Consider the following 21,185-nt stretch of genomic DNA (forward strand, 5'->3'; position numbering starts at 1 on the left):
CAAAAATAGCCGCAGGGCGGTCCCAAAGGGGATTGCCTGCGGCTTTCTTTTTTGGCAAATGGCGTGTTATTCCTTAGTCTCCTTCGCTCGGTCGGGCAGCTGTTGTACGTAGCTGTCGCTGAGGCGGAGCAATTCAAGGGCGCGGTTATATTCGCTCTCCGTCGTTAACGCTTGCTGCACGCCGTCTTTGGCCAGCGGGTATTTCGTACCGTCATCGTACCATACGCCCGGGATAAACAACGCCTGGTTGTTTAAGAATGAGCCGGACGGCAGGTAATAACGCTGCGGCAATAAGTTGTATGACGTCTGGTTCAAAATATCCTCACCAAAGTGGATATGGTTATCCAGCTTCACGCCAAGCAGGTTGGCTACCGTCGGCAGGATATCCACTTGGCCGCCGACATTTTCCATGACGGAAGGGGTATCCACGCCTGGAGCATGGATGAGCAGCGGGATATTAATCATGTCCATATAGCTGTAATCTCGGCCGTAGATCTCTTTCATCAGCTCCAGCCCATGTTTATCCAATGAATACATCGGCAAGCCGAGATGGTCGCCGTAAATGACGACTACGCTGTTGTCCCAAATGCCTTTTTGCTTCAAATCCTGGATGAATTGGCCTAGCGCATAGTCTGCATAGCTTTGCGAACGCAGATAGTCGCCGACCATATTGTCTTGGTAACGCTCCGGTAATTGGATCTTATCCTTCTCATGCGGCATCGTAAACGGATGGTGCGCCGTCATGGAGATGACTTGGGTATAAAACGGCTGTCCGACTTGCTGCATGCGATCCAGCTCTTCGGCGGTCTTCTTGTAGAGCACTTCGTCCGAAGGGCCAAAGAAGACGGTATCTTCGGTGCCAAACCATTTCTGGTCATAGTAGCGATTAAAGCCAATTGCGGAGTACAGTTCCCCGCGGTTCCAGAAATCCACGACATTGGTATGGAACGTAGCGGTGTCATACCCTTGATCCCGCATCAGCTTCGGCAAGCTTGGCAGGTCTTTATCCGGGTAGTTTTGCGTAGCTGCCTCATTGTACGGAATGTAGAACGAGGTGTTGACGACAAACTCGGCATCGGACGTATTGCCTTGTCCGACCATTTGATAGAAATGCTTGAAATAAGTGTTTTCCTTCGCCAGTTTGTTCATGTTTGGCGTCACTTCTTGACCGTCGATCTTCAGGTCGATCAGGAAGTTCTGGAACGATTCCAACTGGATGATAATCAAGTTCTTACCTTGAGCAGCGCCGAAATATTTCGGATTAGCCGAAGTGGCGATCCCTTTAAGCTCGTTGATTTTCGCCTGCGAGATCTGGTTCTTATCGACCAATTCCTCTTTCTTGGTGCTGGAGAAAATCGTGTACGTCTCATAGTTCAGGATGCCCATTTGCTCGGCTTGCTTAATCTCGTTCATGCTGGCCCGGTTCGGCCAAACGTTAAAGATGCACAGCAGCAGCGAAAAAGCGAAGATCCCCGTGATGACACCGGTGCTGGCTTTTCTTAGATTAAAGAACGCCTTGAGCTTCTCGGCGCGTTTCTTCCGGAACAACCAGAAGCCGATAACGACGATGTCCAAAAAGATGAGCAGATAATAAGGGGCCAGCAGAGAGAACACGCTGTTCTTCACGGCGGTCACTTGGTTAACCTGCTGCAGGGCCGTGTAATTTACGATGACCCCATAATATTTATGGTACATAATAGCCGCAAAGAAAATGGCCGTAACGATCAGGTTTACGGTTAAATAAAGGCCGATCTTACGTTTGGAGGAAAACCATTCAATCAAGCAGAACAAAACCCAGATAAAGGGGATTTCCTTCAGCAATGGCCCCCATGCGGGAACTTCATCAAAAATGGCCGTCCAGACAAGATAAATCTTCAAGATCATGATGACGGAGAAAAAAACAAACGGCTTGATGTTGGCGAGCCGAATGCGATTGAATTGTGACACTTTGTTTCCTTCCTTTCCGCAAAAGCTCCTTTTGTTGAATTTCATGCTGAGTTAACAATTTTAACGCCCCATATATAATACATGAAATGATCGTAAGAATAAAATTAATCAATTCACTCAATTAGCAAGATATTCCACTTAAACCGGGATGAAGCTTGCCGTAACCCGGATTCTTGACGGATAACGCCCCTTTTTGGTAAATTAAAGGTATTCCTTCTTTTCAGGAACTTGATTTGTGATCGAAAGATGACGATTAGAACATCCGCTTAAAGAGGAGAGATTTTGATGTCGGTGAAGGTTCTTAACTAGTAATTTCATAAGGACAGTTACACAGGGTATAGGGACGTGCCGCTTGGAGTCTAAGCGAGCCCGTATTTTCCCGTACGCTTGTTTCGGTCTATGAATTAGTTAAGAACACACGCGGAACATCTTGCAGCTTTTCCAGCTGCCGTTATCCCGATAACGACCAAGCCGTGCTGTTTTCAGCACGGCTTTTTTTGATTGATCGGATTCGGCTACAGCGGGAGAAGTATAGGCAAAGGATGGCATACGTGCTGTCCTTTGCCTTTTTTTATGCCGGAAAGAAGGAATAATGATCGATGAAGGAGGTTTTCGTTTTGGAAACTTTTTCGCTTAGTACATTGGAATATGAGAGCATTAAACAGGATTTGCTGGGATACGCGGTATCCTATGCCGGTCGGAAACGAATCGAAGAGCTTGCACCGATGGTGGAAAAACGGGGGATCGAGCGGGCGATTGCCGAAACGGCAGAAGCGCTAGCGCTCTACGGAAAAGGGGCCAGCGTTCCGCTGCCCTCGCTGGAAGGGATTGAGCTGGTCGTCTCCTTGCTGGGCACCGGGTATCTGTTCACCGAACAGGACTTGATGGCGGTGCAGACATTTCTGAAAAGCTGCGGCCAGCTGAAGAAATATATGGTCTCCAAAGGGGAGATGGCCTGGAGAATCGGAATCTATGCAACGGATCTGCAGGAGTTGCCGGCATTGCAGCAGGAGATTCTCCGCTGTATCCGGTTCGGGGTGATTGCGGATGAGGCGAGCCGGGAGCTGGAGAAGACGCGCAAAAAAATCGCCGTCGTCAAAGAACGTATCCAGAAGCGCATCCAGTCTGTGATGGCTCGTCATGCCGCGATTTTGCAGGAAAATATCGTGAGCGTACGCGGCGGCAGATACGTGATTCCTGTGAAAAAGGATTACTACAAGCAAGTCAACGGACGTATGCTGGATCAGTCGACCAGCGGACAAACGGTGTTTATCGAACCGCAGGAGGTGGCGGCGCTGCAAGGCGAGCTGGAGCTGCTTCAAGCCGAAGAAGCCCGGGAGGAAGCGAAAATTCTCGGTTATCTCGCTGGATTGGTCGAACGGGAAGCTGCCGACCTGATTCGGAATATTGAGATTACGGGGACGTATGACTTTATTTTTGCCAAAGCCAAATACGCCGCAACGATCGGCGGGGCTGCGGTTCAACTCAGCGAGACTGGGGAGACCGTGATTCGCGGGGCTAAGCATCCGAAGTTGCTGCAGACGATGGTCCCACTGGACATGGCGATCGGTGCGGATTACCGGACGCTGATCATCACCGGCCCGAATACCGGCGGAAAAACGGTCGTCCTGAAGACATTTGGCCTGTTGTCCCTGATGGTGCAATCGGGGTTGCTGGTGCCGGTTTCGCCGAACAGCCGTTTTGCGGTGTACCAAGGCATCCGCGCCGTCATCGGGGACGGGCAGAACCTGGAGCAGTCGCTCAGCACCTTCTCCGCCCAAATCGGCGCGTTGGTGCAGATTTTACAGACAGCAGGGCCAACCACCCTGGTGCTGATCGATGAGCTGGCGGCCGGTACCGATCCGGGGGAAGGGATTGCCTTGTCCATCGCGGTCCTGGAGGAGTTTGCCCGAAAAAAAACAACGGTTATGGTGACGACCCACTTCAACGAGCTGAAGACGTTCGCCTCTCGGGCTGAAGGCTTCGAGAACGCGAGGATGGAATTCGATGCCGAGACGCTGCGTCCGCTGTACCGATTGACCATCGGGCAGTCCGGTCGAAGTTATGCGATTGAAATCGCCCGCAAGCTGGGCATGTCCGGCGGGATCATCGAACGTTCGCAGCATATCGTCAGCCGCCAGCAGTCCGCCGACGGCAGCGGAAGCGGCGGTTTGCGGTGGGATGAGATCGTTCCACCGAAGCAAGCCTCGTCGCCGGAAACGTCTGGATCCCGGAACCACCGCGACGTAAGGGACGGGAAGCGACGACCGCAGGCGAGCGGAACGGAGCGTCAAGGGAGCGGGGATGGTGCTGCTGCAAACGAAGATGGTTTAGGTTCAGATGAAGAAGCATCCGCGTTACCCCAACCCTCGCGTAAGTTTGAGGTTGGCGACGCCGTTCTCGTGACGTCCATTGGAAAAATCGGCATCGTCGTTGAACCGCCGGACTTTCGGGGAATGGCGTTGGTGCAGGTCCAGAAGCAGAAAATCAAGATCAATCATAAACGGTTAAAGCCCTACCTGAAGAGCGAATCCCTGTATCCGGAGGATTATGATCTAGATATCATCTTTGACTCGAAGGAAAATCGGAAAAAGCGGAAACTGATGAACAAACGCCATGTGGAGGGCTTGGTTATCCTCAAAAAGCCGGGGGAAGATTAACGGGAGGCGACGAAACGTAAGCCCAATCGCGGAAATTGTAATGAAAGAGAGAGCGTGAGCTTTAGGGATATCCTGAAGCTTGCGCTTCTTTTTTTAGGGGACGTGGGTAATGCTGTTATAAGGGATATGTATGAAATTTCATATATAACGAGGCGAGAAAGGCCCTGAATCCGGAATTATATATGAAAAATCGAACAGAATAGGGGCAAACGAGGGGGAAGCGGCGGGATATGTATGAAAAATCGCATAAAATCGACAGAATGAGGATCTTAACGGGGAGAAATACGACGGCGGCGGGCACTGGCACGCATTCACTAAGTTATCTGACAAGACCAAAACAAAAACAAACACAAAGGCCCTTGCGCCGATACCGCGCAAAGGCCTAGGGAACTCGCCAAAAACAAGCCCATTTCGCAACACGTTCCCCTTGTTAAGTGGGGCGGTTAACTACAACTGTTTGGTGAGCGTCGCCACAAATTGCTCCAGGAAGACCTGGTCTTCAGCGTCAAAACGGCCCTTCAGCGGGCTGTCGATGTCGAGCACCCCAATCAGGCGGTCATCTTTAACGATCGGGACGACGATCTCACTGTTGGACGCGGCGTCGCAGGCGATATGGCCCGGAAACGCATGAACATCTTCGATCCGCAGCGTTTCGCGACGCTCCGCGCTGGTGCCGCATACGCCTTTGCCGAGCGGGATCCGGATGCAGGCCGGAAGGCCCTGAAACGGTCCGAGCACCAGCTCTTGGCCGTCAAACAAATAAAAGCCAACCCAATTGATATCATCTAAGAAAAAGTTCAGCAACGCGGCGGCGTTAGCCAAATTCGCTACCTGGTTGCTCTCCTCGTAAATCAGCGCCTGAAGCTGCGACAAGACGGCGTTCTGTCGTTCTTCACGGGAGCCGCTGTATTCGCTGGTATGAAACATTCGTCATTCCCTCCTTCAAGCTGCGGGCTGGCCTAGGCCGCCAACACAGCGATAGATTTATTATAAAGAAGTTTTTTGTCGAGGAATAGCATTCCATCGAAAGGGAGATTATTTTTTCTTACAAAGTCCGACATCGAGTGCTATTTTTTATCAAATTTGCAAAATATGTTTTTTGGCATCATGAGGTAAAATAGGGACAAGATTAATGAAAAGGTGATTTTTATGGTACCTCAAACGATTCGAGGCGCAAGCCGTACCAATAACAAAATCAGCAACGACCTGAAGGCGACCATCGAGCACCTGCGTCTGGAATTGATGAATGCCGCCACCCAAGATAACTTCAGCAGCGGCACGATTCTGGAATTAAGCCAACGCTTGGATCAGTATATCGTAATGGCCCAAAGTCAGATGCTCGGTAAATAAGCGGCCGTTGGTTCATCTGCGCCCAATGCTTTTTCGATGAAGGTCTGGACCTCCTCGGCATACCGCTTGGGGTTGATTCCGTAAGCATTGGCGTGGACCGCGCCTTCGACGAGCAGCAGTTCTTTGGGTTCGGGCTTATGAAGATACATCTCCCGGCTCATATAGGTCGGCACGTAATTGTCTTCCGTGCCGTGGATGAACAACACCGGCAGCGTGCTCTTCTCGACGGCCTTGATCGGGCTGACCTGATCCAGACGGAAGCCGGCTTTGCGTTGCAACATTTTATTAACCAGAGGCAAGAGCGGCTTGGCCGGCAGCTTGTTTAGCTTGGAAATCTGATGGCGCATGAGCTCCGTCAAGTCCGAATAAGGGCAGTCGGCGATAACAAATTTCACATTCGGATGGGCGATGGAGAGATACTCCAGCACCGTTCCGCCCCCCAGCGATTGGCCATGCAGGCCGATTACACTATTTTCTCCGTAATTCTCCAGGATCCAATGAACCCACGTTTGCACATCGTATTTCTCCTGAAAACCATAAGTCGTGTAACTTCCTTCACTCCCGCCATGCCGTCGCTGATCAACCAGCAGGATGTTAAACCCCGTTTTTTGAAACATGTCGATATATTGCGTGGAAGCGTGCAGCGATACCGTATAGCCGTGGACGATAATCATCCAGCGGTGGCTCTCGGGAAACAGCTCCAGCACGTAGCCGTTCAGCTTCAGTCCATCCCGGGACATCACTTGGACCGGCCGTTTGGGCAGCCGTTCGAATTGTTCACGCGTGTAGACGCCGGTTCGCTCCAAGTAATCATAAATGCTCTCCATCGTTTGCAGCCGCATCTGAGTAATCTGACGCACCGCAAAACGCGGCAGGCCACTAACAAATACCAGGACAGCTAGCAGTGTTATCAAAATGACGATCGTAAAAACCATGTGCGCGGGTTCCTCCTTGCGAGCCTATCCGTGAAGCTCTCTATGTTTATAATAGTATCACCGAAAAGTTGGAAGGAAAATCGCCTGTCCGGAAAATTTGCCCGATCCCTTTGACGAGCCGATTCCGATGTGATTAGCTATTAAAGGGTGTTAGGGCAGACAGAAGGGATACCCAATGATCATTCAAACAAGCTAAGTGGAAACGGCGAGGGGAGCTGGCTAACGTGTATAAATGCAGCGGGGACATCCCCGTCCTTGAGGGCGAAAGGCTGCGCCTGCGGCGAATGGAGCGGAGCGATGCAGGGGTCATGTTCCGGTACTGGAGCGATCCTGATGTCATTAAGTACATGAATCTTCCGCCATTCACTTCGGTAGAGGATGTCTGGGAGATGATTAATCTGCTTAACGGTTTAGCCGAGAGCGAAGATACGATCCGCTTCGGCATTGAGCTTAAGGAAGAGAGGAAGCTGATCGGCAGCTGCGGTTTTAACGTTTGGGAGCTGGCCGGAGCCTATCGCGGCGAAATCGGCTATGATTTGGGGCGCGAATATTGGGGACACGGATATATGTCGGAAGCGCTGCGGATGCTGCTCGCGTATGGGTACGAGACGATGGGATTAAACCGCATTGAGGCGTTGGTCGACCCCCGTAATGCAGCTTCTCGCAGGCTGCTGAAGGCGTTTGGGTTCATGGAGGAAGGTCTGCTGCGGCAGTATCAATGGACGGAGAGTGGATTCGTTGATCTGTTGATGTATTCCTTACTTAAAAAAGAGTATTATGCGGGAGGGGCGACTTAACGATGGAGATGCGAAAAGAATCCCGCGGGTTCCTTCATCGACTGGATCCGCTGAGCAAACTGGTCGCTTTAGCCTGCTTGGCCACGCTCGCCATGCATTGGGACGACCTGCTGAGGCAGGGCGCTCTTCTGCTGGCGCTGATCGCGGCGGCCAAGCTGGGGGCCGGAATGAGCTGGCGGCGGCTGCTGCGGCGGATCGCCTGGATTTTAGGCTTTGGCTTGCCCTTATTTGCGGTGACCGCGCTTGCCGTACAGCTTCGGGAAGGCGCTGGCGGAGAAACGCTGTTGGTTTCGAGCACGGCGCTGACCGCCGGGGCAGCCGTGACCTTGCGGATGGTCAGCTTGTTCTTGTCCTCGTTGGCCTATATCGAGTCAACCGATCCCAAGGACTTCGTTGTAATGATGACCACCCGGTTGAAGCTGCCGTACCGCTTTGTGTTTGGCATCTCGATGGCGCTGACGTTTTTGCCGCTGCTGGCAGAGGAAGGCCGACAAGCGGCAGCCGCCCGGAAGCTGCGCATGGGACGGCGTCCGCGAGGTATCGCGGAACGGCTGGCAACGCGGCGGGGACAGCTGGTCACCGTATTCGCCGGGGCGATCCGGCGCGTGGAGCAAACGGCAGGCGCGATGGACGTCAAGGGATTTGGGGCGTATCGGGAGCGGACATTTTTGCGGGATGTACCGCTTGAAGCGATTGGCGTATGGACGATGATCGTGAGCTTGGGCTTGACCGCGGGCCTGTGGTTGCTGTGAAGGAAGGGGATCCGGTAGCCTGCGGGCCCGAGGATTCGAAAAAAAGGACTTGACGCGGATTCATTGTTAACCTAAATTATGATTTATGGTTAACAATTGAAATGACGAGAGGATGGTTCAGGTGAACGGAGCAAGCTCCAGGAAGACGTTCCAGCGCTTTACCACGCTGGATATCGTACTTATGGCGATGCTGGCGGCCGCAAATGCTGTGATGACGGTGTTTCTGTCGCCCTTAAATCAAGCGTTGAACGGGTTGGGGGGACCGATTCTCACCTCAACGATTACCGGCTTGTATATGATTTATGGACTACTGGCGTATTATATTATCCGCAAACCGGGGACGGCCTTAATCACTTACGGGATCGGTGCGGTTGTCCAAGCTTTTATGGGAACGGCGTATGGTATTTTATCCTGTTTTGTGGCTGCCGCTTGTTATCTGGTTATCGTGGAAGCGGCTTTTGCCCTCGTGCGGTACAAAAAATGGAGCTGGCCGATGCTGATGATTACAGGGGGAGCGATGGTACCGTTATGGTTTTTCTTCGCCGCCCAAATGTATGGTTATACGAAGTGGGGCACGGATGTGCTGCTGATCGCGTTAGCCGTCCGGGTGCTGAGCGGCATGATCTTGTGCGGGCTGCTGGTGAAGCTGCTGGGCGACGCCTTGGCCGGCAGCGGATTGCTTCGCCGCTTCGCGGTTGGCAGCCGGGCGGAAGCGTAAGATGACGCAACCGGCACTGGAGCTGGACAACGTCAGCTACGCGTTTGAGGCCGGCGGAGCTCCGGCGGTGCGAAATGTGACGCTCACCGTGAACCGCGGGGAGTGGGTGGCGCTCGTCGGAGCGAGCGGCAGCGGCAAATCGGCCCTGGCGCAGCTGATCAGCGGGTATCTCCCCCGCGCCGGGGGAGGGAGCCGTACAGGCCGATTGCTCGTGGACGGCGTCGATCCCGCGGAAGCGGAGATCGGCGAGGTTGCCCGGCGCGTTGGGGTCGTGTTCCAAGACCCCGACGCGCAGCTTGTGCAGGGCCGGGTCGAAGACGAAGTCGCCTTCGGCCCGGAGAACCTGCGCGTGCCCGCCGCCGAGCTGGAGGGGCGGGTGGCGGACGCGCATCCTGCGGCTTGGTGCGGTTGGGGCGGTCTCTTATGCACATCTAGATGGGAATAAGAGACAGGCTGCGGGACGTCCGCCTGACGCTGTACCCTGGCGAGTGGCGGCTGCTGTGCGGGGACAACGGCTCCGGCAAAACCACGTTGTCCCGCCTGCTGATGGGCCTCCTGCCCCCGCCTAAAGGAACGGTGTTTTGGCAGGGCCGGGACACCGCCCGCCGGACGCTGTACGATCTGGCGTCCGACATCGGCTACGTGTTCCAGCAGCCGGAGCAGCAATTCGTCGCCTCCACTGTGTGGGACGAGCTGCTCTACAGCCCGCGCGCCGAGCTGGGGCTAGGGCCGCAGGACCCGGTGCCGGAGGAACTGCGGCACCGGGCGGAGCGGATGCTCGAGGCGATCGGTTTGGGCGGCAAAACCGGAGAGTCCCCGTATTGGCTAAGCGGCGGGGAGAAGCGATTGCTAAGTGCCGCCTCCGTCATGATCTGCCCGAAGCGGTTGTATATTCTGGATGAGCCTACGGCAGGTATCGATTATGTGGGCGTTCGCCTGCTTACGGCATTGTGCCGCGAGGCGCTCACGCAAGGGGCTGCGCTGATCATGATCACGCACGAGCCGGAGCTGTTTGAAGGCCAACCGGTCCAACGCTGGAGGATAGCGGAAGGGCAGCTCCGGGAGGAAGAGCGGGAGGAAGCGAGCCTTTGGACGAGATGAGGATACGGACGACAAGTCGGGAGGAAGTCCCGCACTTGCCGTCCGTCTTTCTTTTTTTGGGGCATTCTACTATAATGAAAGCTTATGGAATCATCGCCCGGATGGTAAAGAAAGGAAGTCTTGTTCACCATGAATTCAAGCAAGTTGAAACGCAGCTATATTTTGACCGGATTAATGTTGTCCACGTTTTTGGCCGCGATCGAAGGGACCGTCATCGGTCCGGCAGGCCCGCGTATCGTTGGCGATCTGGGCGGAGCTCGTTTGCTCAGTTGGGTGTTTACCGCGTACCTGCTGACCATGTCCGTCACTACACCGATTTTTGGCAAAATCAGCGACCTGTACGGCCGTAAACCGGTATTTGTGATCAGCTCGCTGCTGTTCCTGTCCGGCTCGATCCTGTCCGGTACGGCCCACAGCATGGGGCAGCTGATCGGATTCCGTGCCCTGCAGGGGATCGGGGCCGGCGGCCTGCTGCCGGTGACGTTTACGATCATCGGCGACATTTATTCGATTGAGGAACGCTCCAAAATTCAGGGCTGGATCAGCTCGGTCTGGGGCATCTCCTCCTTAATCGGGCCGCTTCTGGGCGGATATGTCGTAGATTCGCTGAATTGGCGCTGGGCCTTCTACTTTAATGTGCCGTTTGGGCTGCTGTCGCTCTATTTCATCATCGTCTACCTGAAAGAAAAGATCGAAAAACGGAAGGTAAAGGTGGATTATCTCGGAGCGATCACCTTTACGATCGGCGTTTCCGCTTTGCTGATTGGGCTGGCGACAGGCGGGCAGCAGTTGGGCTGGAATTCGCCGTGGCTGTGGGGGATTTTTGCCGTGGCCATTTGTTTCCTGGCCTTGTTTTTTGTCGCCGAACAACGGGCGGAGGAACCGCTGGTGCCGCTGAAGCTGTTCCGCATCCGCGATATCGCCTTTTCCAACATCACCAGTCTTTTGGCAAGCGCTCTGTTAATCGGCTTAACTTCATACCTGCCGCTCTGGATTCAAGGGGTACAGGGGCAAAATGCCACGATTTCCGGACTTGCGCTGGCCCCAATGTCGATCGGCTGGATGCTGGGCTCCGTGCTTGGCGGCCGTTGGATTATCTCCCGCGGCTCCCGTTACACCTCGCTGATCGGGATGGTAATAATCGCCTTGGGGGCGACGGGGCTGGCCACGATCCACGACGGAACGCCAATTTGGCCGCTGTTGATCTTCAACGCGTTGTATGGGATCGGGTTTGGCTTTTCGTTTACGGTCTTTACGATCATCGCTCAGTCCTCTGTGGGCTACAACCTGCGCGGGGCTTCGACGGCGCTCAATTCCTTCGTTAAATCGATCGGGCAAACGATTGGCGTAGCCGCCTTCGGGACCTTGATTAATCTGCATATTGCAACCCAAACGAACAATGGCACAGCGGCTGGTGTCCCGATTTCACAGGACGATATCGACCAGTTGCTGTCTCCCGAAAAAGTACATCTGCTGGCCCCTGAGTTGTGGAGCGAGTTGAAGCATGTTTTAGCACAAAGCCTGCATACGCTGTATATCGTGATGGCCGTCATTGCGGTGGTTGGAATCCTCTGCGCGTTAGGGCTGCGCAACCGGACGCCGGGGCTGGAGGAGGAGGTCACGGCGAAAGCGGGCGATCCGGCCGTGGATAGAGCTTAGCTTAAGGTTTTCTCTATTTAAAGATCTGACGCCTTCCCCAGGCTGCCGTCCCGTTTAAACGGGACGGCAGCCTGTTTTGTTTTGCATAGATCGGTATAAAAAAGCCCGTCTCTTCGCACCTTAACGGGAAAGGGGAGGTGTAACTATGAACAAGGAAATGAATATTGACCAACATACGCTGGTGGATGCCTGGCAAAAGCAATTGCCGGAATACCTGAATCCGGGGGACTCCGCGCAGGTACAAGCGGATGCGGCGAATCCCCAGGGGCTGCGGATTCATATCAATGCGGCGGGACATCAGTTTTATTCCTTTGATTTTCAATGCTCTTATATGGACCCGCGCGAGGTTCGCGTCGATTTAGTTGATGTGGAGCGGGACGGGCAGACCATAGCGGAGGACAGCGTACAGATCCAGGAATTGACCGGAGATTATGTCCGCCATATCCATGAATGTGCGCAAGCGTTATCGTCGATGACGAACCCTTAAGGAGAAAGCGAGGATAAATGCGATGGCACGAAGCAAATCGGGTATCGACAAAAATTTGACCAACGTGGTTGAGGATTTGGACCGGACCCCGGTGAATGCGCAACAAGCCCAGCAGATGCAGCAAAAGGTGAACGATCGTCGGCACCGGGACATCAACAATCGCGACAATAACAAGGATATGGATCCATCCCATTAGGTAAGGGAGTCAGTCAGGTCGGCTCCTGTCCTTAGCGTGATGATTTCACCTTATTGAGGCTGTGTTGGCGGTTCCGGCCTATAATAACGTGAGAATTTCACCTTAATGAAGCCAAAGACGGCAAATCTCCCCCTGAATCCTCTGGATAACGTGAAAAAATCACCTTATTCAGCTTGAAATCCAAGGGGATTAGCGAAATAAGATGATTTTATCTCTCTATTTGGATCAAAAAAAGGCTGCATCCGGGCATCCCGGAAACAGCCTTTTTGGTTTTATTTGCGCAGCAGCGGGGCGAGCTTTTCGGCTTCGCGGCCCATTTTCTTCAACAGTTCAATCATGATATGCTTCTCTTCGTCGTTCAACCCGCTGAGCGCATGGTCGATGCGATCGGCAAACTCCGGATACAGCTGATCCATCAACTCTTTCCCCTTGGGTGTCAACTCGGCATAAATCACGCGACGGTCGCGCGGACAAGGCGTCCGGTGGAGCAAGCCTGCCGCCTCAAGCTTATCGATCACGTAAGTCACGTTGCCGCTTTGGAGCAGAAGCTTGGCGCCGATTTGTTGAATCGGCTGCGAGCCTTTGTAATAAAGGACTTCCAAGACGGCGAAGGCCGTTGGATTAAACCCCTGGATTTTACTCCCCGTTACCGCATGCTCGTTGACGCTTTTAAAAGATTTGGCAAAAACCCGGTACAAATGCAGCGACAAGTCCGTTCCGCGTTCTTCGGTTGTCATCATGTGCATCCCGCCCTTACTTTATAATTGTGAATCTTTGAACAAGGTTGAATTAGTGTAATCTTAAAACACTTGCGAATTAAAAAAAATATAATTTATCACAATTTGCGCTTTTTTTAATGGAAATAAATGTTTACCTCTACGCCCTCAGCCTGCGGGAAATTTCATGCTGCGGCACAGGGAGTGAATCCGCCTCCGGACGGATGGATTCTCCCCCTCAATTCATTAAGATTACCTCATAATCGTGTTGGAGTAGGGGATGAGGGAAAGATGATGGGATTTGGGAAAAAATCATCCGGTCAGGCAAAATCGGGGCTTCTGCAAAACCGCGCCTATTTGGCGCTGCTCTCCGCGCAGCTGGTATCCAATATCGGCGATTGGCTGTATTTGCTCGCCTTGTTGACGATGGTTGGTTTGAAGTGGCAGGCGACGCCTTGGGAAATTACGATGGTTTCGCTGTTTATGGTGCTGCCCGTTCTTTTGGGAGGGCCTTTAGCCGGGATGCTGGCAGACCGGGTCGAGCGTAAAAAGCTGATGGTTACTTCCGACCTCGTTCGATTTGTGGTTTTGATTGGCTTCGTTTTTGTGACGTCGATCTGGCAGGTGTACGTTCTGTTGATCGCCAAGGGAATTATGGACGTCGTCTTCTCTCCGGCGAAAAATGGCAAAATCAAAGAGATCGTGCCGCATGATCAGTTGGATCAGGCGGTTTCCTACAGCGCAATCATTGAACAAGGCACGAAAATTATCGGCCCGGCCCTGGGCGGCATGCTGACGGCTGCTTTTAGCGTCACGGTGTGTTTTGTCGTTGATGCGGGAACCTTCCTTGTATCGGCGTTCTTGTTAAGCAAGGTCCCGGGCAAGCTGCGGGACGTTGCCGAGCGGTTGAAGACGGTGGACGGGGGAGCGGGGGATGCAGCAGCTGCGGCTACACGCAAGCAGGGCTTTTGGACGGAAATGGCGGCAGGGGCGAAAATCATCGGCGGAATTCCGCTGCTGGCTTTTGGCACGTTGATCCTGTGTGCCAGCCTGCTTGTCCTGCAGATTGCCGACTCGCAAGCGGTGGTCCTGTTCCGGGAGATTCCGGGGGTGTCGGACGACCTGCTCGGGTGGTGCATCACGTTTAGCGGGATCGGCACGCTGACTGCGGCGTGGTTCACGCAGCGAATCCGCATCTCCCCCTTGTTCAAAATGGGGATCGGCGGAACGCTGGTGGGGTTGGTGTTCGCAGCGGCGGGGTTCATCGTGAGCCATCTGCCACTGACGGACGGCGTGATGGCGCTGATGTTAACCTTGTTTGCCTTCGCCGGGCTAGGCGCCGGCATGACGTTTATCCCGTTCCAGGTTCTGCTGCAGCAGCGGACCCCGGAAGCGGTGACCGGCCGTGTATTCGGAACAGTATCGAGCTTGACCTCAACCGCAACGCTGATCGGCCCGCTGTTTGGAGGCTCGTTGGTGACCGCCTTTGGGCCGGAGCCCGCCTTTATCTTGTCAGGTTGTTTGATGGCATCCATCGGCTTCGTGCTGTTGATGTTTGCTCCGGCGATTATGAAGCGGGATCGCATGGCCGCCGAGCCGGCCATGGGGGCGTAACGCTAACGGCGGCGGGCTCGCCGGACCGTCTCGGAGACATGTACATGAACGCATGATGATTTATAATGGAAGAAATGACGGATAGATTTGAGGAGATTCATTTTGGAACAAACACAAGCATGGTTGGAAGTGAACATACATCAGGCGGGATACGAGACCGGGAAAGCCGCCATCGAACAAATTTCGCTTGCGGTCAAGCCCGGTGTGCTCACCGGGCTGATTGGGCCAAACGGGGCAGGGAAAAGCACGACGTTGAAGGCGATCCTTGGCCTGTTGCCGTTTACGGACGCGGCGGTGGAATTTCATGGCGGGGCGAACCATTACGCCTATATACCGGAGCAGCCGGTGTTCTATGACACGCTGACGTTATGGGAGCATTTAGGGCTGGCCGCCGCCGTCTACGGCATGGACGAGTCCGAGTTTGAGCGGGAGGCCGGTGCGCTGCTGGAGAAGTTCCGTATGACCGAAGCGCGGGACCTGCTGCCGGGCGGTTTCTCCAAGGGAATGCGGCAGAAAATGATGCTGATGATCGGATTCCTTGGCCGTCCGGACGTTTATATCGTGGACGAGCCGTTTATTGGCTTGGACCCGCGGGCGACCAAGGATTTTCTTGGCTTGCTGGAGGAGGAGCGCCGACGCGGGGCCGGCGTATTGATGTCCACGCACGTGCTCGATACGGCGGAGCGTATTTGCGACGACTTTATTCTGATTTCGGATGGCCGGGTCAAAGCAAACGGTACGATGGATGATATCCGCGATGCCGCTGCGATGCCGGGCGCCTCCTTGTTCGATTGCTTCGACGCCTTAACCTGAAGGCCTGATGTCGGCATAAGGCGAGGATCGGAGAGCGAGAGAGGGGGCTAAAAGCGTTGAGAAGGATGACTACAACAACAAACAGGGCATCCATGAGAAATAGGGTATCAATGACCGCCCGGCGCTTATTTATCCGGCGCTGGCGGGATCGGTTCCGGGAGAAGTTAGGCGTTTTGAAGTTTACGTTTGATTGGACGATTCTATTGTATCTTGGCATTCCCGGCTTGCTGCTGGGCGGCCGAGCGTATTACGGGTTGTGGCGGGAGGAGCTGCCCGTTTGGATGGCTCAGCTGCCGTATCCGGTCATTCCGGTCCTGCTGTTATTGATCCTGTATAGCAGCGGCGGGATTTCTTTCTATATCGAAGCGGCGGACGTGTTGTTCCTGCGCCAGCGGCCGCGTTGGATCAAGGGAATCATGCTGCGCGGGCTGGTCGCATCCGCCGCCGTTCAGGCCGTGGTGCTGGCCGTCGCCGTCGGCGTGTTAAGCCCGCTGCTCGTTCGCGTCTACGGGATGAGCTGGACGGAAATCGCCGGGTTATCTGCGGTTGCGTTCGCCGTCAAGCTGATCCAGATGCTTATCCAGCAACTGCTTGGCGTATTAACTGCGGGCTGGCGCCAGCTCTTGCTGCGCTCGCTGGCTTATTCGGGGCTGGGCGCCGCCTTTGGGGCCTGGGCCGCCTGGGCTTGGACTGCCGCCGCGGCCGGGGGGGCGAACGGGCTGGGGCGCCGTCTGACGCGCTCGCGGCAACCGGAGGCCCGCGTGGCGGAGGCGCTCGTCAAAGCATTCTTCCGCGGCAGCGAATGGAAGCTATACGCCCAGATGACGCTGGCCGGGTTGGCTGCCGTGGTGCTGCCGCCCTATCCCGCGGTGAATCTGATCGTGTATGCCGCGCTGCTTCTCTTGCTGCTTTACTGGCTGGGCGGCCACCGGCGAGCCTTCTTCGAGCGCGAGCTGATGGCGATCCTTCCGTTGGAGGAATCGCTGGAATACCGCAGCGCAGCTCCGGCGATGACGATGCTGCTGCTGCCCGCGGTTGTTGTGCTGACGGCGGCGCTGGGGGCCAAGCTGTTCCCGCCGCTGTGGGGCTTGCCGGCCGGCGCGGTCTGCGGCGTGTTGATCGCTTGGTGGCTCGGCGGTTTTTCCCGCGGATGGGGTCTGGCCTTCGGACGCCGTACGAAGGCCGGCTAATCGGCGCGGGAGAGATCGAATTTAATTTATTCCTTGTTCGATAGGGAGATCGGAACATAGGATATATTGTTAAGCGCTTTACAAAAAGTGTCGAATGGAGCCGAATTTTCCGAGGTGTAATGGGAGCATGGTGCTTCCGTATTCGGCTCCAATTCCTTGGGTCCGTGAATGATCGACAAAAGGCAACAAGCTCGGTATCGTGAATCGACACCGGGCTTTTTCGGTTTAACCGGTCCCTGCGAATCACTCCAACGATTTATCTTTTCAACCAAAAAAATGATTGCGCTTACTTAAAATTTGTAGTAAAAGTTGAATTAAGCGCTTTACTCATCTAGTTTTGAGAATCATTTGTTTTCTTGTAAGCGTTGTATTTTTAAGCGATTAATGAGAAACGGGAGGGCGAAATGCGGACGATCCGGCTTACAATGGCACAAGCGTTGCTGAAGTTTCTGGACAGTCAATATGTTTCCGTCGACGGTGTGGAGACGAAGTTTGTTGCCGGTGTCATGGGCATCTTTGGCCATGGCAACGTCACTGGCATCGGCGAGGCGCTGGAGCGCTGCCCCGGAAGCCTCAAGTTCGTGCAAGGAAAGAACGAGCAAGGGATGGCCCACGCGGCGATCGCATTTGCGAAGCAATCGCGCCGCCGGCGCATCTACGCGTGTACGACCTCGATTGGTCCGGGCGCACTGAACATGGTAACCGCTGCCGGGACGGCGACGGTGAACCGTATTCCGCTGTTGCTGCTGCCCGGCGACAACTTTGCTTCCCGCCAGCCTGATCCGGTGCTGCAGCAGTTGGAGGCGGGCCACGATTACACGATTGCGGCGACGGATTGCTTTAAGCCGGTAAGCAAATATTGGGATCGCATCGTCCGTCCGGAGCAGTTGATGACCGCGGCGCTGCACGCGATGCGCGTGCTAACGGACCCGGCGGAGACGGGAACGGTGACGCTGGCGCTCCCGCAGGACGTGCAGGCGGAGGCGTATGATTATCCGCTGGCGTTTTTTGATAAACGGGTGCATGTCATTGAACGGCACCGTCCCTCCGAGGAGGCGCTCCACCGGGCGGTGGAAGCCATCGCAGCCAAACGCCGTCCGATCCTCGTTGCGGGAGGCGGCGTGCGTTATTCCGGGGCTGAGGCGGAGCTGTTGGCATTCGCCGAACGGTTTGGCATTCCGGTGGTGGAGACGCAGGCGGGCAAAGGCGCCTTGCCTTGGAACCACCCGCTTAACGTCGGCGGCGTTGGAGTAACCGGCGGACTGGCCGCCAATCGGCTCGCACGCCAGGCGGATCTTGTGATCGGCGTCGGCACGAGGTTTACTGACTTCACGACCGCGTCCAAGTCGGCGTATCGGGAAGACGCGCTATTCGTTAATGTGAACGTCAGCCGGCTGGATGGGGTTAAGTTGGACGGCATCCCGCTTGCCGGAGATGCGAAGGCTACGCTGCCGCAGCTTGCGGAAGGTTTGGCGGCGGCGGGGTACACATCAGCTTACGGCGAAACGGAGATCGCAGCGCTTAAGTCCGAGTGGGATCGGGAGGTCGATCGGCTGTATGGGGTCGAACGCGAAGACGGGTTGGCGCAGACGCGCGCGATTGGAGAGATCAACGAGACGATTGGCGAAGAGGCGATTATCGTATGCGCGTCGGGTAGTCTGCCAGGCCATCTGCAGCGGCTATGGCGGACGTCTCGGCCGGATACCTACCATATGGAATACGGCTTTTCCTGTATGGGCTATGAAGTGAGCGGCGCTTTCGGGGTCTCGCTTGCCGAACCGCAGCGGGATGTATATGCCTTAGTCGGAGACGGCGGCTATTTGATGCTTCACTCCGAACTGCTCACCAGCTTGCAGGAAGGACGGAAAATCACGGTGCTGCTGTTTGATAACCACGGCTACCAGTGTATTCACAACTTGCAGCGAGAACACGGGAGCGACGGATTCGGCAACGAATTCCGTTACCGTGAGGACATTACGGGCCGCTACACGGGCGCGGTGCTTCCGATTGATTTTGCGGCGCACGCTCGTAGTCTTGGGGCTGCTTCTTATAAGGCATCCAATGCGGAAGAGCTTCGCGAGGCGCTGCGATTAGCCCAGTCGGAGACGCGAACGACACTGATTGAGATCGCAGTGCTGCCCGGCACAAATACGGAGGGCTACGAGTCCTGGTGGAACGTTGGTGTTCCCGCGGTCTCAACGGGCAAACGGGTCGTCCAGGCCCGTGAAGCGATGAACGAGCGGATTCGGCAGGCGAGAGCTTATTAACGAACACGCAACGGGGAGGGATGGCGATGGCGGGGTTTTCTTTTCGCATAGGCGTGCATCCGATTAATTGGGTTGGAGAAGACGTCAAGGAGCATGGCGATGATACGACATACGAGCAAATCTTGGAGGATATCCAGGCGCTTGGCTTGAGAGGAACAGAGATGGGGCGAAAATATCCGACCGAGATCGGCTTGCTGAAGCAAGCGCTGTCCGGACGAGGAATCCAGCTTGTCTCACAATGGAAGTCGGTGCTTTTCTCCGATCCGGCTTATCGCGAGCAGGAACTGGAGGCGTACCGGAAGCACGCGAGGTTTTTGAAAGACATGGGGGCCGAAGTGATCAGCACCTGTGAAGTTGGCGGCTCCTTGCATTTCGATCCGCGGCGAACCCCAAACGAACGGACCGTCCTTCCGCTGGACGACGCAGGCTGGGAGAGCTTGGCCGAAGGGCTTAACATGGCCGGACGCATCGCCCGCGAGCACGGGTTGAAGCTGACATACCACCACCACGGCGGCACCGTCATCGAACGTCCCGAGGAGATCGACAAGCTGATGGAGCTGACTGATCCGGAAGCCGTGTGGCTGCTGTTTGATACCGGGCATGCGCTGTACGGCGGGGCTGATCCGTTGGCGCTGCTTCGCAAGCATTACGACCGTATCGCCTACGTTCATCTCAAGGACGTACGCGCCTGCAAACTGCGCCAGGCGAAGGAGGCGGGCGCCGACTTCATCACCTGCATCCGTCAAGGCGTATTCACCGTTCCTGGCGACGGCGACATCGACTTTCGGCCGATTATCGCAGAGTTGGTCGGCCGCGGTTATGACGGCTGGGCCATGCTCGAGGGTGAGCAGGATCCGGCGGAACACCCGCCGCGCGAATACGCGGCGAAGGCGCTGGCCTACCTGCATTCGTTGAATTCTGCCCCCAAGGGAGGGGATCATTTATGACCACGTTGCTCTCGCTGTTCCCGGAGAACCGGAGGTTTGACCTTACGGCGCTCGGGCGGCTGTGCATCGATCTTAATGCCAACGAAATCAACCGCCCGATGGAGCAGACGATGACGTTCACCAAATATGTCGGGGGCTCGCCGGCGAATATCGCCATCGGTATGAGCCGGCTTGGCCGACGTGTCGCGTTTATCGGCAAGTTGGCCGATGACCAGATGGGCCGGTTCATACGTTCTTACCTGCGTGAGAACGGCATCGACGACAGCGGCGTCTCGACAGACCACACCGGTGCGGTAACCGGGCTTGCCTTCACGGAAATCAAGAGCCCCGTCGATTGCAGCATCCTGATGTATCGGGATCACGTTGCCGATTTGAAGCTGGATCCGACAGAGGTTCACGAGTCCTTAATCGCGGACAGCCGGGCGCTGCTCATCTCGGGAACGGCGCTGGCCGCAAGCCCGTCTCGCGAGGCCGTATTCGTCGCGCTGGAGTACGCCCGATCTCACGGGACTCCGGTCGCCTTCGATATCGACTATCGGCCTTATACCTGGCGGTCACCGGAGGAGACGGCGGTTTACTGCCACCTTGTAGCCGAGAAAAGCGACATCCTCCTCGGCACGCGTGAGGAATTTGACGGTATGGAGCGATTCGAGGGGAATCCGGACCGCAGCGACCGATACACCGCGGCCAAGTGGTTCAAGCGCGGCGCGAAACTCGTCGTCATCAAGCATGGCAAGGAGGGTTCTATCGCCTATACGAAGGATGGCCTGGAGCATCGCGCTCCGTCGTATCCGGCGAACGTCGTCAAGACGTTTGGGGCGGGTGATGCTTATGCTTCCAGCTTCCTCCACGGCCTGATGTCCGGTTGGGACGTCGCCCGGAGCATGTCGTTTGGCGGGGCGGCGGCGAGTGTCGTGATTTCGAGCCACAGCTGTTCGGATGCGATGCCAACCGCCGCTGCCGTGGAGGAGTATATTCGGCGCTGCGAGCGCGGGGAAATTACAGCCGGTTGACTTGAGGTACAGGTGCATCGGCT

The 21,185-nt window shown here is 55.4% G+C and carries 20 protein-coding genes; 16 read left to right on the forward strand and 4 right to left on the reverse strand.

From position 1 onward, the window contains the following. Positions 1–66: 66 nt before the first annotated feature. On the reverse strand, positions 67–1,947 hold the full coding sequence (locus BN3277_RS10950) for an LTA synthase family protein (RefSeq protein ID WP_089153340.1): 1,881 nt from the start codon (positions 1,945–1,947) through the stop codon (positions 67–69). Between the two features lie 617 nt (positions 1,948–2,564). Here BN3277_RS10950 and BN3277_RS10955 point away from each other — a divergent pair. Continuing rightward, positions 2,565–4,607, forward strand: coding sequence for an endonuclease MutS2 (locus BN3277_RS10955; protein WP_089153347.1), 2,043 nt, complete (start codon positions 2,565–2,567; stop codon positions 4,605–4,607). A 447-nt stretch (positions 4,608–5,054) separates the two neighbouring features. Here BN3277_RS10955 and BN3277_RS10960 read toward each other — a convergent pair whose 3' ends face one another. Further along, the gene (locus BN3277_RS10960) at positions 5,055–5,534 is read right to left on the reverse strand and encodes a GAF domain-containing protein (RefSeq protein WP_059042530.1); all 480 of its coding nucleotides are present in this window, start codon (positions 5,532–5,534) and stop codon (positions 5,055–5,057) included. A 222-nt stretch (positions 5,535–5,756) separates the two neighbouring features. Between BN3277_RS10960 and BN3277_RS10965 the strand changes: the two genes are divergently transcribed. Next, on the forward strand, positions 5,757–5,957 hold the full coding sequence (locus BN3277_RS10965; RefSeq protein WP_059042532.1) for an aspartyl-phosphate phosphatase Spo0E family protein: 201 nt from the start codon (positions 5,757–5,759) through the stop codon (positions 5,955–5,957). Here the strand turns inward: BN3277_RS10965 and BN3277_RS10970 are convergent. Beyond that, complete coding sequence (locus BN3277_RS10970; RefSeq protein ID WP_059042535.1) at positions 5,939–6,892, reverse strand: alpha/beta hydrolase; 954 nt, start codon at positions 6,890–6,892, stop codon at positions 5,939–5,941. The genes BN3277_RS10965 and BN3277_RS10970 overlap by 19 nt on opposite strands. Positions 6,893–7,116: 224 nt before the next feature. Between BN3277_RS10970 and BN3277_RS10975 the strand changes: the two genes are divergently transcribed. From BN3277_RS10975 to BN3277_RS25770, 8 genes are all read left to right on the forward strand, one after another. Next, positions 7,117–7,689 (forward strand): GNAT family N-acetyltransferase, encoded by a 573-nt coding sequence (locus BN3277_RS10975; RefSeq protein WP_059042537.1) that lies wholly within the window; start codon positions 7,117–7,119, stop codon positions 7,687–7,689. A gap of 2 nt (positions 7,690–7,691) precedes the next feature. After that, a complete protein-coding gene (locus BN3277_RS10980; RefSeq protein ID WP_059042539.1) occupies positions 7,692–8,441 on the forward strand; it encodes an energy-coupling factor transporter transmembrane component T family protein in 750 nt (249 codons plus the stop codon). A 112-nt stretch (positions 8,442–8,553) separates the two neighbouring features. Further along, a complete protein-coding gene (locus tag BN3277_RS10985) occupies positions 8,554–9,159 on the forward strand; it encodes an ECF transporter S component (RefSeq protein ID WP_187380058.1) in 606 nt (201 codons plus the stop codon). 1 nt (position 9,160) lies between these two features. Continuing rightward, positions 9,161–9,604, forward strand: coding sequence for an energy-coupling factor ABC transporter ATP-binding protein (locus BN3277_RS25325; protein WP_059042543.1), 444 nt, complete (start codon positions 9,161–9,163; stop codon positions 9,602–9,604). Next, positions 9,595–10,260 (forward strand): ABC transporter ATP-binding protein, encoded by a 666-nt coding sequence (locus tag BN3277_RS25330; protein WP_059042545.1) that lies wholly within the window; start codon positions 9,595–9,597, stop codon positions 10,258–10,260. Before BN3277_RS25325 ends, BN3277_RS25330 begins: the two co-directional genes overlap by 10 nt. 129 nt (positions 10,261–10,389) lie before the next feature. After that, positions 10,390–11,919 carry an MDR family MFS transporter gene (locus tag BN3277_RS11000; protein WP_187380059.1) on the forward strand — a complete coding sequence of 510 codons (1,530 nt, stop codon included), beginning with the start codon at positions 10,390–10,392 and terminating at the stop codon, positions 11,917–11,919. Between the two features lie 145 nt (positions 11,920–12,064). After that, a complete protein-coding gene (locus BN3277_RS11005; protein WP_059042547.1) occupies positions 12,065–12,406 on the forward strand; it encodes a hypothetical protein in 342 nt (113 codons plus the stop codon). Between the two features lie 22 nt (positions 12,407–12,428). Continuing rightward, positions 12,429–12,602 (forward strand): hypothetical protein, encoded by a 174-nt coding sequence (locus BN3277_RS25770; RefSeq protein ID WP_187380060.1) that lies wholly within the window; start codon positions 12,429–12,431, stop codon positions 12,600–12,602. A gap of 272 nt (positions 12,603–12,874) precedes the next feature. Here the strand turns inward: BN3277_RS25770 and BN3277_RS11010 are convergent, their stop codons facing one another. After that, positions 12,875–13,342, reverse strand: a complete 468-nt coding sequence (locus tag BN3277_RS11010) for a MarR family winged helix-turn-helix transcriptional regulator (protein WP_059042549.1) — start codon at positions 13,340–13,342, stop codon at positions 12,875–12,877. Positions 13,343–13,609: 267 nt separating this feature from the next. Between BN3277_RS11010 and BN3277_RS11015 the strand changes: the two genes are divergently transcribed. The 6 genes from BN3277_RS11015 to iolC all read left to right on the forward strand — a co-directional run bounded on the left by BN3277_RS11015 (position 13,610) and on the right by iolC (position 21,162). Next, complete coding sequence (locus tag BN3277_RS11015) at positions 13,610–14,932, forward strand: MFS transporter (RefSeq protein WP_059042551.1); 1,323 nt, start codon at positions 13,610–13,612, stop codon at positions 14,930–14,932. Between the two features lie 102 nt (positions 14,933–15,034). Then, positions 15,035–15,745, forward strand: coding sequence for an ABC transporter ATP-binding protein (locus BN3277_RS11020; RefSeq protein ID WP_232436386.1), 711 nt, complete (start codon positions 15,035–15,037; stop codon positions 15,743–15,745). Between the two features lie 110 nt (positions 15,746–15,855). Next, the gene (locus tag BN3277_RS11025; protein WP_059042556.1) at positions 15,856–16,935 is read left to right on the forward strand and encodes an ABC transporter permease; all 1,080 of its coding nucleotides are present in this window, start codon (positions 15,856–15,858) and stop codon (positions 16,933–16,935) included. Positions 16,936–17,339: 404 nt separating this feature from the next. Next, the gene (gene iolD, locus BN3277_RS11030; RefSeq protein WP_059042558.1) at positions 17,340–19,202 is read left to right on the forward strand and encodes a 3D-(3,5/4)-trihydroxycyclohexane-1,2-dione acylhydrolase (decyclizing); all 1,863 of its coding nucleotides are present in this window, start codon (positions 17,340–17,342) and stop codon (positions 19,200–19,202) included. Between the two features lie 26 nt (positions 19,203–19,228). Beyond that, a complete protein-coding gene (iolE, locus tag BN3277_RS11035; protein WP_059042560.1) occupies positions 19,229–20,149 on the forward strand; it encodes a myo-inosose-2 dehydratase in 921 nt (306 codons plus the stop codon). Further along, a complete protein-coding gene (iolC, locus tag BN3277_RS11040; RefSeq protein WP_059042562.1) occupies positions 20,146–21,162 on the forward strand; it encodes a 5-dehydro-2-deoxygluconokinase in 1,017 nt (338 codons plus the stop codon). The genes iolE and iolC overlap by 4 nt, the downstream gene beginning before the upstream one ends. The last annotated feature ends 23 nt before the right edge of the window (positions 21,163–21,185 follow it).

The sequence above is a fragment of the Paenibacillus rubinfantis genome (assembly GCF_001486505.1).
Classification (GTDB): domain Bacteria; phylum Bacillota; class Bacilli; order Paenibacillales; family Paenibacillaceae; genus Fontibacillus; species Fontibacillus rubinfantis.